The following is a 14,831-nucleotide window of genomic DNA, read 5'->3' as shown; positions in this document are numbered from 1 at the left end:
GACCGCGGCTGTCGCGCCGAGCTCATCTGCGAGGGGATGATGCGTCAACGGGTGGACCTGCCGCCTGGCGCTAGAGTAGATCGATTGAGCCACGATTTCCGACATGAGATCGAAGGTCTTGTCCCAGGAGGAGCGGACCAGCATCGCATCCACGTCGCCGAGCCAGTCGCTGCCCTCGCCGGCCAGCGCAATCGCCCTGTCGCAGGCGTCAGCGAACTCTTTCGCGCCCGTGGCGAGAAAAACTCCCTCGAGGTTGCCATAGGCACGTGCAACATCTGTTACCCAGGTGCTGACCACCGGTCGTCCTGCTGCGAGATATTCCGGCGTCTTTGTCGGACTGATGAAGCGTGTCGCCTCGTTCAGCGCGAACGGCATGAGAGCGACGTCCCAGCCGGAAAGATAGGCCGGCAGGTCGGCATAGGACTTGAGACCGAGATAGTGGATATTGGCCGCGCGCGGCAGTTCTTCATCAGAGATCTTGACGACAGGACCGAGAAAGATGAGCGAGAGATCCGGTCGTGCCCTGGAGACAGCAGCAATGAGGCTCAGATCAAGCCTTTCGTCAATCACCCCGTAATAGCCGAGCTTCGGCCCCGAGATTGCGGCCTGATCCGCCGGTTCCGTCATGCCGTCGCGCGTGGCGCGGAAATGCTCGATATCGACACTGGAGGGAAAGGCGTGGATGTTGTCATGCTTGTCTCGCTTTGCCTCATAAAGGCTCAAGCCGCCAGTGAACACGGCATCCGCACGCGCCATCAGCGCCCTCTCGGCGTCTTTCAACTGCATGGGTGCGAACTTGAAATTAGCAAGTTCGTCCATGCAATCGTAAACCACCGCCGCAGCGTCGATGTGCGCGGAAAAGGCGTACATCATCGGCGTGTAGTACCAGAGGATGGGTTTCACCCCACCATGCAGCTCGAGCAGTTCGTCCAGCAGGTTGCCAAGCGCTTCCTGCCGATCCGCCTCGGTCCACCAATGGGGGATCCTCGGACGGACCGCTTTGACGGTCGTGCCGGCAAACGGATGGATCTCGATATAGGCAAGGTGATGGTCGGTCGGGATGTATTCCTCGAAGAAGAAGACTTGGCGCTGCTGTGAAAATCGCTGCATCAGATGCTGCGGTCTCTGCAGCACGAAATCCCACCGGAGGTGAGAGAAACAGACAAGGGGGGCCTTGTCGAGAATGCGGGATTCCGAGGTGCGCGGTAGGGGATGCAGCAGGTTCATGGGGTTCCTCTTCAAGTAGTGAAACCTGCAACCAGCTAGTAATCCCTTAGTTCCAACGTTGGAAAGCCGCCCTGTCGAAATTCTGCAGCAATGGCGCGAGCCTCCTGATGGTGTGAGGCCATGTCCAGTTTGCCTGAACGATCTCGCGCGGAGTGAAGGTATCCAGGCGTGCCAGCATATCTGAAATGCCCTCGTGAAATCGGTCGCCGCTGGCTGTCGCCCCCGTCAGATCGGTGATGTATTGCAGTCCGCAGCTTAGCGCATCGTTGGCAAGCACCGGGATGCCGGCCAGCATATATTCCGTGAGGATGGCGGGCGCTCCGTCATCGATGCCGCACACGACACCTATGCGGGACTGGTTCATCAGCCGATTGACCTCCTCAAAGTCCACACCGGGTGGCCCGACGAAATCGACGTTCAGACCCGATGTGTCGGCTCGGTGGCGCAGGTCGTCCGCAAGCTCTCCGTAGCCGAAGACGCACAGCGTCCGGATGCTGCGCGGCATCTTCTCCAGCGCATCGAACAAGATGTCGTGACGCTTGTAAGCCTGTGCTGCCGCGACATAAATGACGTCGTAGACCTTTGGTAGGGGTAGCGGCCGAAACGTCAGATCGGATGCGAATTCGGGGCCGACCGGCATGATTGCTGTCTGCATTTCCGGATGGCGGGCCAGCACTGCCTCGGACTGCCATTCGGCGCCGGTCAGCACGAGATCGAAATGGCGACTGACCTCAAATGGGATGCGAAGCGCCGGCGCATCGATGGAATTGTAGATCTTGAAACTGTCGCGGCAGGCGAGAAGAATGTCTTCGCTAACCCCAAGCCCCCAGACGCAAAGGATGTCCGGCGGTCCAAAGGCTTTTATGTGGGCAAGCATGTCGTTCGAGGCGAAAGGCGCATCCGGCCCATCCAGCCGAAAGGACCGGCGGGTAAGCCAGGGGCTGTCGGCGTCCTCCCGATCAAGAGGCGGCGTCTCTCCGCGCCAGTGGGTCCAGATCTCCGCGCAGTCCACAAGGCCGCTGTGCAGGGCAGCGAGCGGCAACCTCTCGATATAGCCACCCTTTACCTCGACGTGATCCGGCCGACCGGTGCCTCTTGGGCTCTTCCCACGACTGCCCGAGATCCATTGCTGGTAGAACTCTGAAACCGGCACAACCGATTCATCGAGATATTCACCACTTTGAAAGTCACTTATAACAACCAGACGTCTTGGCCTCATATTTTGGCCGTTCCTTCATTGGATTGGAGAGGGCAACGCCGCAGCCACGCCAGCAATACGACCGAACGATCCTACAGTGCCGAGACATCAGCCGCGACCGAAGCACCCGGACGCATTCCACAATTGCTGGCCCTCATCGCTGTGTTGCTCTCAAAACAACTTTTAGAATGATTAGTTCCGGGACATTATCTGTTGAGCAATTATCTACTGAATAATGGAATTAAGGTTTATTACAGCCACCATATCTCCTACTCCCGACGATCGTCACGTAAGACACGAAGATAAGCGACCCCCTGCGTTGCAGTTCTCCACAAGCATAAAATCTGTCGATCTCGGAACCCCGCGTTCAGATCGTTGTTAACTCGAGATGGATCATTCATCGAGGTGGATAGGCATGTCAGTAATCTTTCCCAAAGTTTTCAACCGTGAAAAGACAAACAATCCGAGCGACCAAGCACCGGCGGATGTTGATGTCTGCGTTAAGCCGTCGCAAGCATCCGACAACGCGCTCCTGATCATTCGTCTTCGAGCGTTACAACGGATGGACTGGCCATCGACGACAACGCGGTCATAAAATTCTTCACCTACGGCAACAGGCCTACGAGCGCATTCCTGGCCGCAAGTACGAGCCCAAAGTCGCGGGCAAATTACCTGCCTACCTCTGGTTCAAGCGTATACTTTCATGAAGACAATTCTGGTGTTGATCAGTTTCCCGTTGGCGCCGGTAATCGGTATGGTTTGCTCGAATGTCTGGCCGTACGGGGTAGTTTTGGTGGCCACCGCCGTTGCAGTATCGAAACGCAGCTGGGAAGCCAAGTCTTGCCAATTGCTTTGATCAAACCCTAGGGTCTGACTGAACCAGTTTGCCTTGCTCTGGTTTTGCGGACGAGTCGAATCGAGCAGGTAGCTCTCAAGATTTAAGGTGTCGAAGCCAACATCGACGGCGATATTTTCTGCAGCAGCCTTCGTCAACGCTTGATCGACAGCTTCCTTATCAAGCGCGCTGATGCCGGCGAGTCCGACGCCAGTGCCGCCAAGCTCAGGAATTGAGGCGACGATGTCTTGGAAGATTACATTAGCCTGTGCGGCACAGGCCTGAACTCCCAAGCTGCACATGGCGGCGAGATCTTGCGCCACCGGAAGCGCTGCGGCGCCTCCGACCGCGATCATGTGTTCAACCTGGATGAGCTTGCCGACCGATTGCGTGAAGGCCGTATTTGCCATCAGTCCGTCGACGAGTGCGGCGTTTTGAATTGCAAACTGCCGGAGCGCAGACCCGTTGGTGCCCGCCGTCGTCGAGATGGCGTCGGTGAGACTTTGGAGAAGTTGGAGATAGGTCGGTTCCGAACCGGTCAGCGCGTTTTCGAGACCTGTGGCGTTCACCTGGCCCTGCTCGACCACGCCGATAGCGTCCTTCAGGCCGTTCAGAACCGCTGATGGCTTGGCTGGCGTGGCGTTCTTGAGATCGTCGGTGTCGTTTGCGGCCGAGACCAGTGCTCGGTGGGGCTGTCTCCCGTTGTGCCCTCGATCCGAAGGCCGTCAATGATATCGTCAAGCACCGGGCCGCGCTGGCTGGGCTGGAGGCTGGGGAGTTTTCGGCGCATTGCTTGCGATCGGGTTATCTGACCGAGGCGGCCAATCGTGGCGTTCCCCTTCCCGAGGCCATGGAGCAGTCGAGGTACCAATCCGTTCAGCAAGCGTCCAGCTATTGCGCTATCACAACAACCCTACGCGGCGAACATGTAAGGTGGCACGACTACTTTAACGATTAAGTGACTTTCGATCAGCCTAGAGGGCTTCATTGCTCCTCCAAGAGCCGCCGTGCGGCAATATCGGCCAAAACCGAGAGCGCCAGAGACTGTGAATCTCTGGCCTTATTAAAAAGGCCTATCGGAGATTTGATCCGGGCAATCTCGCCGCGGCTATACCCGAGTTCTTCCAGCCGTTGAACACGTCTGGCATGTGTGCGCGCACTCCCGAGCGCACCGACGTAGAACGACCTAGAACGCAGCACCGCCTCGAAGACCGGGATTTCAAACTCGATATCGTGATAGAGGAGCGATACAGCCGTGTCGGCATCGATAATTTCTGGTGAAAGCGCCGGCCCGCTACCGTCGTAGCAATAGACGTCATACCCTGCAGCCGTAGCGACTCTGGCGGTGACATCGGCCTCGACCGACCGGCCGGCGAGAACTACCCGGACACGCGGGCGATGGTGCGTGATGAACGTCTGTCCCCTCCAGCCTGTCGGCTCGAACGTCTCTGTCGCAATCAGCCGCTGGGTGTCAGGTTGATAGCAGAGGCTTGCCGTTAGCCGCTTTCCAAGCCTGGCGAGAATGGACCATAAGGCCACGCTCTCACGAAGGACATGGATTGCAACCGTAATGCCGCCACCGCAGGGAAGGACGATATCGAAAAACGGCGATCCTTCCCCCAGCAGAAGGTTGCGATCGCAACCTCTCGAAATCGCCTCCATCGCCTCCGATGCAACCGCCGCCTCCGTACATCCGCCGGACACGCAACCGCAATAAAAGCCGTCATCGCGGATCGCCATGTGGGATCCGAGCGGGTGCGCGGATCCTCCGCGAATATCAACAAGCGTTGCAAGGGCCACTTCGTGTCCAGCATCGAGGGATTGAGCAGCAAACTCCATTATTTTTATGGCGTCATCGGTCATAAGAGCCTTTTTAGGCACGATTGGCGCAGTGACGCTGCATGAGCTCAACATCTGCAGACCTTTCATCGAATTGAGCAACCGCTGGATTTGCGTCCGGCATCGCTTGGACTGACAATATGAAGCTAGAGCAACTTTTCCAAGGTGATGGGGAGATCACGAACTCGTTTTCCCGTCGCGTGGAAGACAGCATTTGCAATCGCGGGCGCCACGCCGACGATACCAACTTCACCGACCCCCTTTCCTCCCAACGCGGACGCATCCAGATCGGGGACACCGACAGAGATCACTTGGATATCCGGGACATCCGAATTGGTCGGCACGAGGTAATCGGCAACATTATTGTTGACGAGCCTGCCGTTGCGCCGATCGACAAGGCCCTCTTCGAGCAAAGCTTGGCCGATGCCCATGATGATCCCGCCGCGCCATTGGCTCTCCACAAGTCGTGGATTGTAGAGACGACCGCAATCGAAGGCCGATACGATGCGAGAAACGCGAACCGTGCCGAAATCCTCGTCGATTTTCACCTCGACAAAATGCGCGCACCAACTGTGCATGGAATGGTCGCCCATGGTCGGCCCTTGGACGCCGGCCATTGTCGTCCATGCTCGCTTGTGGTCGGCGGCCGATTGTGTGGCGTCATCGAGCGTGTTGCGGAGAACTTCCAAATGTTCTTTTCCAAGGGCCGACATTAATTCCGAAAGCGTGTATTCGCCGCCTCGCGCGGAGCCGAGCCGTCCGTTGATGAGCGTCAACGTGTTTGCGCCGGTATCGCGAAGGGGTGAATTGGCGTCATTGAGTGCAAGTTCGATGAGCTCGTCACGCGCAGCGATCGCTGCTTTGTGGACGGCACCAGTGATCGACCCAGCAAGCATCGATCCGCCGGCAATCGCCGATCCCGGCATCCGCGAATCGCCAAGCAGGACATCGATCTGGCTGACGGGAACGCCCAGCGCCTCGGACGCTGTCTGGGCAAGGATCGTATAGGTTCCCTGCCCCATATCGATGGCGCTACTGATCACCTCCACGCGGCCGTTGCCAAGGATCCGTATCATCGCCGAGCTTGGCGCCCGGATAACAGGAAACGTGCCGCACCCGATTCCCCAGCCGACCAATGTCCTGCCCTCCCGCATGGACCGAGGCTGATGGCTGCGTCCCGACCAGCCGAAAGCGTCCGCGCCCTCCGTCAGGGCCTCTCGCAGGCGACGCGTCGACCAGGGTTTTCCGGACTGGTAATCGTGGTCGGCATAGTTCTTAAGGCGCAGTTCGAGCGGATCCATACCGATCTCATAGGCAAGTTCCTCCATGGCGCATTCGATGCCGTATGCGCTGGGGTTCTTGCCTGGGCCGCGGAGCGCGCCGGGCGTCACAGTGTTGACGGGGACTACCCGATGTTCGGAGCTGAAGTTTTCCACCTTGTAAAGCACTGCCGTTGCTGCGCCCGTCTGCTCGGGATAGTCGACATAAACTGACGTTTCGCTCGCACCGCGATGGATGATCGCTTGCAGCAGCCCGTCGCTGGTCGCTCCTAGCGAAATCTGCTGGCGCGTCGCCGCCCGTCCACCGTAGCTTGTGAAGTTCTGCGGTCGGGTCACCGCGAGCTTTACCGGACGGCCGAGTTTTCTTGCTGCGACAGCCGCAACAGCACCGTAGGCAAGCGCTGCACCTTTCGAGCCGAACCCGCCGCCAATGAATGGGGATATGATCCGGACGTCTTCAAGCGGCAAGCCGAACCACTCGGCATAGCTGCGCGCCATTCCCTGGGCCCACTGGCTTGGCTCCCACACAGTCAGCGTATTGCCGTCCCATTTCGCCGTCAGCCCATGCGGCTCCATGGCAACGTGGAATTCCCGTGGCGTTCGGTACACGACGTCGATCTTGACCTGTGCGCTGGCGAACGCCGACTCTGCGTCTCCCCACTTGGACGTCAGATTATCCATGACTTTGCCCTGACCGGCATTGGGGTCGTCGAGGCCCATCACTGCGGGCGTTTCTTCGTAGGTAACCCGTATCAGCTTGACTGCCTCCGACGCTTGCTCCCGCGTCTCTGCCACAACAGCGCAGATGGTCTCGCCATTGAAGCGAACTTGGCGTGGCAGGGGATTGTAGTTCTGGTTTTCCGGGCGATTCCCGTACCAGTCGGAGGCGACCTTCAGTCCAAAATCATCCTCAGGCGTGAGAACCAGCAGAACGCCAGGCATCGCCTTCGCCTGTGCAGTGTCAACCGCAAGGACCCGACCCGCCGGAATTGTGCTCTGCAGTAGTACTGCATGCGCTAGATTTTCAAACGGATATTCAAGCGCGTAGGTGGCGGCTCCGGTAACCTTCACCGTGCCCTCGAAACGCGAATGCCGTCCGCCGATCATGCCGTCGGAAGCATCGCCATGCTTGCGGGGTTCCATTATCGTCATAGAAGACCTCCCACGGTCAGAATGGCGCGCGCGACCACACGCGGCGCGAGTTTGATCTTGTACTGATTGCCGCCGTGCGGAAGCGCATTCTCCATTGTAAGCCGGCTGGCGGCTTCCACGGATGCAACATCGAGAACCTTGCCGATGAGTGCGGCCTCTATCGCGCGTGCGCGCCAGGGCCTTGTTGCAACACCGCCGAGCGCGATACGAATATCGCGCACCGTCTTGCCGTCCGCTTCCAGTTCGATACCGACGGCCGCGCTCGATGCGGCAAACTCGTAAGATTGGCGATCGCGGACTTTCAGATAGGTCGAATTTCGTGCTGCCGGAGAGGCGGGGATCGTCACGGCCGTAATCATCTCGCCGGTTTCCAGCAAAGTCTCCCTTTGCGGCGTCGAGCCTGGCAGCAGAAAGAATTCGTCTATCGCCACGCTTCGCTCGCCGATCTTGATCTCGGCGTCGAAGGCAACGAGGGCGATTGCCAGATCGCCCGGATAGCTGGCAATGCAATTTGGGCTCGTGCCGAGCACCGCGTGGTTGCGGGTCACGCCGCCGATGGCCGAGCAGCCTGACCCGGGATTCCGCTTGTTGCACGCGGTAAAGGCGCCCGGCTCTCGGAAGTATGAACAGCGGGTCCGCTGAAGAAGATTGCCGCCGATCGTCGCCATGTTTCTGAGCTGTGCGGAGGCGGCAAGCGAGAGAGACTGTGCCACGGCCGGAAAATGGGAAAGGATATGGGGATGGTCTGCGACGGCCGCCATCCTGGCAAGAGCGCCGATGCTGACACCCGTGTCATCGGCGTCGATCCCGTCCAGCCCAGCAAGGTGCGTGATGTCGACCACGCGCGCCGGCTCGGCCACGCCGCACTTGGCGAGGTCCAGAAGCGTGGTGCCCCCTGCAAGGAAGACCGCACCGCTTTGGACTTCCTGTTGCGCCTCGTCGATGGAGGTCGCACGTACGTAGGAAAAGTCTCTCATGCGCCAGTCTCCGCTGCTTTGCGCACGGCGGCGACGATGCTATTGTAGGCACCGCATCGACAGAGATTGCCGGACATGTATTCTCGGATCTCGGCGTCGGATCTGGCGCGACCTTCGCGGATGCAGGCGACAGCCGACATGATCTGGCCGGGGGTACAGTATCCGCATTGAAACGCATCCTGATCCACGAAAGCTGCCTGAACTGGGTGAAGTTCACCATTTTTCCCAGCCAGCCCCTCGATCGTCGAAATCTGCCGACCTTCCACCTGGGCGGCGAGCGTCAGACAGGAGAGCACCCTTTGGCCGTCCACATGAACCGTGCAAGCACCGCACTGCCCCTGGTCGCAGCCCTTCTTGGTGCCTGTCAGGCAGAGATGGTCGCGAAGCGCGTCGAGCAAAGTGACGCGCGGCTCTATGGAGAGTTCGCGTGATTGTCCGTTGATGTCCAATGAAATTTGAAGCGTTCCGGCCATGATGGGTTCTCACTGTCGTCGTGGTGAAGCAATCGATAGAACTTTCGACCTGACAGACAGGCCGGCGTGCATTACAAGTGGAAGAGACGTTTAAAATGGAGGCGCCTCCGTTTAATCTAGGGACTTCCTGGTCATCGTCAAGTGCAAAATGATGGAGTAGCCTTTGGCCTCGGCCGAGCCAAAAAAAGAGCCGACCAGCGAACCTCCGTTGCGGGCAGACGCGCGCCGGAACAAGGAGCGGCTGATCGAGGTTGCAGCGGACGCGTTCGCCGAGAATGGTGTCGAGACCTCACTTGAGGACATCGCTCGCCGGGCCAGCGTCGGGATCGGTACATTGTATCGACATTTTCCGACCCGTGAGCACTTGGTGGAGGTTGTTTACCGACGCGAATTGGAAATGTTGGCTGCTGCTGCCGGCGGCTTGGCAAAAACCCATGCACCCGATGCGGCGCTTGAGGAATGGATGCGCAGGTTCGTGGGCTATATCGCTACAAAACGCGGCATGGCCAACAGCTTGCGGATATTGATGACCTCGAACTCGGCGCTGTTTGCCGAAGGCTCTGGTGTTCTGAGATCTGCATTAGACGATCTCTTGAAGAGTGCAGCCCAATCGCGGGCGGTGCGCAGTGATATTGACACGACGGACCTTTTGCATGCTCTCTCAAGCATTTACTCCATCCCCGACGCACCTGATTGGCGTGATCGGTCCCATCGACTAATCGGTCTGTTAATGGATGGCCTGCGGTGCAACAGGTAAAAAATCGTCCAGTGCCGCTGTTTCCCTATCCGCCTGTCACGCTCACATGCTGTAAATCGGCGAGGGATCCCGATGCCGATACCCATGATCGACGCTTCTATTCCCTCACGTTGATAGGGTCATCTCCTGTAAACGGCTTAATGTCTCGCTACAGCGTCGGTCAGCCGCGATGCAACACCTTTCCGATTTCCGCCGCGAGCTGTGCCTGAGTGTAAGGCTTGCCGAGGCGCGGAAGATCCATCCCGCTACCAGCTGGGAGGTCGGCGTATCCAGTTGCTATGAGAATTGGCATCCCCGGCACCTTTTCCCGTACCGCCTTGGCCAGCTCAGCACCGGTCATACCAGGCATGGAATAATCGGTGATCATTAGGTCGAACGTGTTGCCTGATTCCAGATACTTCAGGGCATCAGCACCAGAATTTGCTTCCACGACTTCGTGACCGAGATCTTCAAGCATGTCCACCGAGGCCATGGCGATAAGAGCATCATCGTCCACCATCAGGATCCGTATCGCCCGAGTGACGCCAATGCCACCCGGCTCGAGAGCGTCATCAATGGATATCGGCCGGAAAGTTTCGGGGAGCCACAGCTCCGCAAAAGTACCGTGACCGACAGCACTGGTGAGACGCAGGCTTCCCTTCAGCTGCAGAGCAAGCCCGTGGACCATCGACAAGCCAAGGCCTGTTCCCTTTCCAACTTCCTTTGTAGAAAAGAACGGATCGACTGCCTTCATCAGCGTCTGTTCGCTCATTCCGGTTCCGGTGTCTTCTACCGATAAAACGAGGTAGCGCCCTGACGTGAGATCCTTGGAAACTTCTCGTATTTCTTCGCCGCGAACGCGGACCTTGATTACTCCGCCGGAGGGCATCGCGTCCCGCGCGTTGACTACGAGATTGAGGAGTGCGAGTTCGACCTGGTTTGAATCAATCATTGCAGGCATCAGATTGTCTTCCAACAGGACCTCGATTGCTATCGTCGTCCCGACCGATCGCTTGAGCAGATCCTCCATTCCCGTTACCAGCTTGCCGAGGTCCGTCGGTTCAGCGCTCAGATCCTGACGCCGCGCAAAGGCAAGCAAGCGTTGCGTCAGCGCCGCGCCACGCTTTGCGCCCTGGACAGCACCGTCAATCAGCCGAGATGCCTTCGGATCGTGCTGGAAATGCTTGCGAAGGAGATCAAGGTTTCCAAGCACGGCCATCAAGAGGTTGTTGAAGTCGTGGGCGACACCGCCGGTGAGCTGGCCGATGACCTCCATCTTCTGGGCCTGCCTGAGTTGCTCTTCCGCCCTCTCCCGTTGGGCCACCTCTTCGATCAACCCCGCATTGGCTGCTTTCAACTCGGCTGTTCGCAGAGATACGCGCTCTTCCAGCAGATCGTTGACGCTCTTCAGCGTATCCTCTGCCGCGCGGCGTTTGGTAATATCGGACGCAATGCCTACGAGTTTCTGCGCGCCACCGTTCCGGTCCCGGTAAAGCTGCGCGCGCACATCGACCCAGTGCTGGGTGGCATCGGGCCAGATGCAGCGGAAGTCGATCTCGCAATCCCTGCCAGTCTCCACTGTCAGAGATATTGCACGTTTCAGTCGCGGCAGGTCGTCCCCGTGGATAGTCGCCAGCAATTGTTCGTAAGAAAGCGCGCCGTCTTTCGGCTGTCCAAAAATTGTGCGGAATAATGCAGAAGTCATGAGCCGGTTTGCCTTGAGTTCCAGTTCCCAAGAGCCCAACCGCCCTGCTTCGAGCGCGGCCTGCAAACGTCGTTCGCCATCTGCAAGGTCGTAGAGGCGCGCACGCGCTTCGTATTGCCTTTGCCGGCCCTTCATGGCAGTGCGCGCCACGCTGATAAAGGTGGTGGCGTGAAACGGCCTTTCCAGAAAGGTTACATTGCCGAGAATTTCCGAAAGCCGCGCCGCAGCCGGATTTTTTTCCGGACCGCCGCCTCTCTGCGTCAACACTATGAACGGCATGTCCGACCAGCTCGGCTGGCCTGCGATCCAGCTGGCGAGCGGCTTCAAGTCGCTTGATCGTACGGTCTCCTCTGTCAGCACTCCAAAGGCAACGTGGTCGCTAAGGGCTGCAACGAACGAATGAAGGTCTCCAGCGGACCGGCACACAATCTTTGCGGCAGAAAGGAGCGAAGAGGCCACATCTGCATCCCGCCCGCCAGGGGCAAGTATGATCGCGTCTGCAAAACGATCAGGAATTGCCCAGCCCTCCGGTGGTCATGACCATGAGAGGCTCGGAAACATCGGTGAGGACTGGCACGCCGCGCAACACACCCTGGAACCCGGAGAGCGGCGCACCGAGGCTCAGACCTGTATCGTCGATCCGATATTCACGGATCGTGTCCTCATGCCTACCGGCCCGTTTCTTGATCACGGAGACCGCGCGGCGGACGCGCCCGGCAGCCTCGAAATAACGCAACAGTATGACGGTATCGGCCAGATAGGTGACATCCACCGGAGATTTCATGTCGCCGAAAAGTCCGTGCTGGGCAACCGTGATGAACGTATTGGCTCCCTGTCTGTTCAAGTACTGCAGAAGCTCGTGCAAATGAAGGATGAGGGCATTTTCATCGGGCATCGCAGACTGGTAGCCGTTGATGCTGTCGATGATCACAGTCTTTGCATTGGCTTCTGTGACCCGGTCCATAACCCGACGAGTAAACTCCCCCGGCGACAGCTCAGCGGCGTCCAATTGCTCTATGTGAACAAAGCCTTGATCGCTCAGCGCCTCGAGATCCAAGCCCATCGCTTTCATGCGTGCGAACAGTAGGCCAAGCTCCTCGTCGAAGATGAAAACCGCAGCCTTTTCACCGCGGGCGACGGCGGCCTTGACGAACTCGAAGGTAAACGTGCTCTTGCCAGTGCCGGCAGGGCCAATGAGGAGCGTGCTCGATCCGCGTTCGATCCCACCACCAAGCAGGCTGTCGAACTCGGCATTGCCGGTCGGCAAAATATTACGAACGAAATTAGTCCGATGCTCGGCGGCACGCAATCGCGGAAACACCTCTACCCCACCTGTCTTGATGGCGAGGTCATGATATCCGCCGCGGAATGCCCGTCCGCGGTATTTGATGATCCGCAGCCGCCGGCGCTCGGAGCCATAATCTGGAGCTAGTTCCTCGAGGTGGATGACCCCGTGGACAACACTGTGGACAGTTTTATCCATCATCTCGGTCGTCATGTCATCGAGCAGCAGTACCGTTGCACCCTGCCGGGCAAAGAAGTGCTTGAGAGCCAGGATCTGACGACGATAGCGAAGCGAACTCTGCGCCAGAAGCCTGATTTCGGAAAGGCTATCAAGGACAACTCTGCTCGGCTTGATACGCTCGAAAGCGTCAAAGATCAGCTTAGTCGTTTCACCGAGTTCGAGATCCGAAGAATACAAAAGGCTCTGCTGCTGATCCGGATCGAGCAGGCTTTCCGGCGGGACGAGCTCGAAGAGCTCAATGGTATCATCTATAATCATCCCGTGCGAGGCGGCGCTCGCCCGCAGTTCTGAATCCGTTTCGGAGAGTGTGATGTAGAGACACTTTTCTCCAAGTTTGGCGCCTTCGAGAAGAAATTGCAGTGCGATTGTCGTCTTGCCTGTGCCGGGATTTCCTTCCAGCAGAAACACATGATCGCGTGAAAGTCCTCCTGAAAGTATATCGTCCAATCCGGCCACGCCTGTCAGGGCGTTGGTTTCAAGCCCTACGGCCATGTCAGCTCCTACGTTTGCGTGTATAAAATATGTCATCAAATAAAAATATCAATCAGGTCAACTTCAGATCGCTACTTGCCGCAAGAATTGACAACAAACAAAATTACCCGAGGTGGGCGCTAGTGGATGGAATCTAACGCTTGGTGCCCGCGTTTAACGGCGGCGATGATTTTGTCGGGATCGGCGGTCCAAGTGAAGGGCTTTGGCTTTTTGTTGTGCTCAACGAGGAAACGGTTGATGGCGGCCTGGAGATCGACGACGGAATGGAAAACGCCGCGTTTCAGACGCCGCTTCGACAGCCTGGCGAAGAAACCCTCCACCGCGTTGAGCCATGAGCTTGAAGTCGGAGTGAAGTGGAAGGTGAAACGCTCGTGACGGTCGAGCCAGGCTCTCACCTTGGGATGCTTGTGGGCAGCATAGTTGTCGAGGATGACGTGGACGGCCTTGTCGTCCGGCACCTGGGCGTTAATGGCGTTGAGGAAGCGGATGAACTCCTGATGACGATGACGCTGCATGTTGCGGCCGATGACGGTGCCGTCGAGCACGTTGAGGGCGGCAAACAGCGTGGTTGTGCCGTGCCGCTTGTAGTCGTGGGTCATGGTGCCGAGCCGACCCTTCTTCATCGGCAGGCCCGGCTGGGTGCGGTCGAGCGCCTGGATTTGGCTTTTCTCATCGACCGACAACACGACGGCGTGGGCTGGCGGATCAACATAGAGGCCGACAACGTCTCGCAGCTTGTCGACGAATTTCGGGTCGTTGGACAATTTGAACTGCCGCCACCGATGAGGTGCGAGGCCATGCGCTTTCCAGATACGCCTGACTGCGCTGGCGCTGATGCCGGCGGCCGTCGCCATCATGTCGGCCGTCCAGTGCGTCGTCTCGCCCGGCGGATCAGCCAGCGTCAGGGCCACCACACGCTCGGCGACATCGGGTCCGAGCCGCACAATACGCGACGGCCGCGTCTTGTCGCGCAGGAGACCCTCGACGCCTTCTGTGGCGAAGCGCTCTTGCCAGCGCCATACGCAGGTCTTCGATTTGCCGGTCTGGCGCATAATCTCGACAGTTCCGACGCCATCGGCACTCAGCAGGATGATCTCGGCCCGCCAGACGTGCTTTTGGGGCGCATTGCGATCCCTGGTCAAGGCCATCAGGCGTTGGTGATCTGTTGGCGAAACGGTGAACGATATTCCTGTGCGCATGCGCCAGACTCGCATGCCAACCCAGCAAATGGAATCCCATACAGGACTCTTATGTCAGGCGGTAACCACTAGGGCCGATGGGATGGTGTTCGACCACGAAGCCGAGCATATCCGGCTGGGCTGTCGTTTCATCTTTCGTTATTAAGATTGGCTGCTCGCCATCCACGCCACACGAATAGGTCAGAACCGCGAT

Annotated in this window: 10 protein-coding genes and 1 pseudogene; 1 reads left to right on the top strand and 10 read right to left on the bottom strand. The window is 58.3% G+C overall.

The features are described from left to right. Positions 1 to 66: 66 nt before the first annotated feature. The 7 genes and pseudogenes from J5278_RS25265 to J5278_RS25235 form a co-directional block, all read right to left on the bottom strand. Positions 67 to 1,110 (bottom strand): annotated as a pseudogene (locus J5278_RS25265) (glycosyltransferase); the annotation flags it as partial. A gap of 163 nt (positions 1,111 to 1,273) precedes the next feature. Further along, positions 1,274 to 2,446, bottom strand: a complete 1,173-nt coding sequence (locus tag J5278_RS25260) for a glycosyltransferase (protein WP_209185741.1) — start codon at positions 2,444 to 2,446, stop codon at positions 1,274 to 1,276. 666 nt (positions 2,447 to 3,112) lie between these two features. Then, positions 3,113 to 3,847 (bottom strand): DUF6883 domain-containing protein, encoded by a 735-nt coding sequence (locus tag J5278_RS25255; RefSeq protein WP_219258790.1) that lies wholly within the window; start codon positions 3,845 to 3,847, stop codon positions 3,113 to 3,115. Positions 3,848 to 4,244: 397 nt separating this feature from the next. Then, positions 4,245 to 5,123, bottom strand: coding sequence for an XdhC family protein (locus J5278_RS25250; protein WP_307877471.1), 879 nt, complete (start codon positions 5,121 to 5,123; stop codon positions 4,245 to 4,247). A 122-nt stretch (positions 5,124 to 5,245) separates the two neighbouring features. After that, positions 5,246 to 7,531, bottom strand: coding sequence for a xanthine dehydrogenase family protein molybdopterin-binding subunit (locus tag J5278_RS25245; RefSeq protein ID WP_209187673.1), 2,286 nt, complete (start codon positions 7,529 to 7,531; stop codon positions 5,246 to 5,248). Then, positions 7,528 to 8,508: a xanthine dehydrogenase family protein subunit M gene (locus J5278_RS25240; RefSeq protein ID WP_209185744.1), complete on the bottom strand. Its 981-nt coding sequence runs from the start codon at positions 8,506 to 8,508 to the stop codon at positions 7,528 to 7,530. Before J5278_RS25240 ends, J5278_RS25245 begins: the two co-directional genes overlap by 4 nt. Beyond that, positions 8,505 to 8,981 (bottom strand): (2Fe-2S)-binding protein, encoded by a 477-nt coding sequence (locus J5278_RS25235; RefSeq protein ID WP_209185745.1) that lies wholly within the window; start codon positions 8,979 to 8,981, stop codon positions 8,505 to 8,507. The genes J5278_RS25240 and J5278_RS25235 overlap by 4 nt, the downstream gene beginning before the upstream one ends. Positions 8,982 to 9,144: 163 nt before the next feature. Here J5278_RS25235 and J5278_RS25230 point away from each other — a divergent pair, with 163 nt between their 5' ends. Continuing rightward, positions 9,145 to 9,738: a TetR/AcrR family transcriptional regulator gene (locus J5278_RS25230; RefSeq protein WP_142831054.1), complete on the top strand. Its 594-nt coding sequence runs from the start codon at positions 9,145 to 9,147 to the stop codon at positions 9,736 to 9,738. A gap of 160 nt (positions 9,739 to 9,898) precedes the next feature. Here the strand turns inward: J5278_RS25230 and J5278_RS25225 are convergent, their stop codons facing one another. From J5278_RS25225 to J5278_RS25215, 3 genes are all read right to left on the bottom strand, one after another. After that, positions 9,899 to 11,749, bottom strand: coding sequence for a hybrid sensor histidine kinase/response regulator (locus J5278_RS25225; RefSeq protein ID WP_247749269.1), 1,851 nt, complete (start codon positions 11,747 to 11,749; stop codon positions 9,899 to 9,901). 181 nt (positions 11,750 to 11,930) lie between these two features. After that, positions 11,931 to 13,439 (bottom strand): ATPase domain-containing protein, encoded by a 1,509-nt coding sequence (locus J5278_RS25220; RefSeq protein ID WP_209185746.1) that lies wholly within the window; start codon positions 13,437 to 13,439, stop codon positions 11,931 to 11,933. A gap of 119 nt (positions 13,440 to 13,558) precedes the next feature. Beyond that, positions 13,559 to 14,638: an IS630 family transposase gene (locus J5278_RS25215; RefSeq protein WP_111223089.1), complete on the bottom strand. Its 1,080-nt coding sequence runs from the start codon at positions 14,636 to 14,638 to the stop codon at positions 13,559 to 13,561. Between the last annotated feature and the right edge of the window lie 193 nt (positions 14,639 to 14,831).

The organism is Rhizobium sp. B21/90 (assembly GCF_019355815.1).
GTDB classification, from domain to species: Bacteria; Pseudomonadota; Alphaproteobacteria; order Rhizobiales; family Rhizobiaceae; genus Rhizobium; species Rhizobium rhododendri.
Note: the sequence above shows the minus strand (reverse complement) of the source record. Positions and strands in the feature narration are given on the sequence as shown.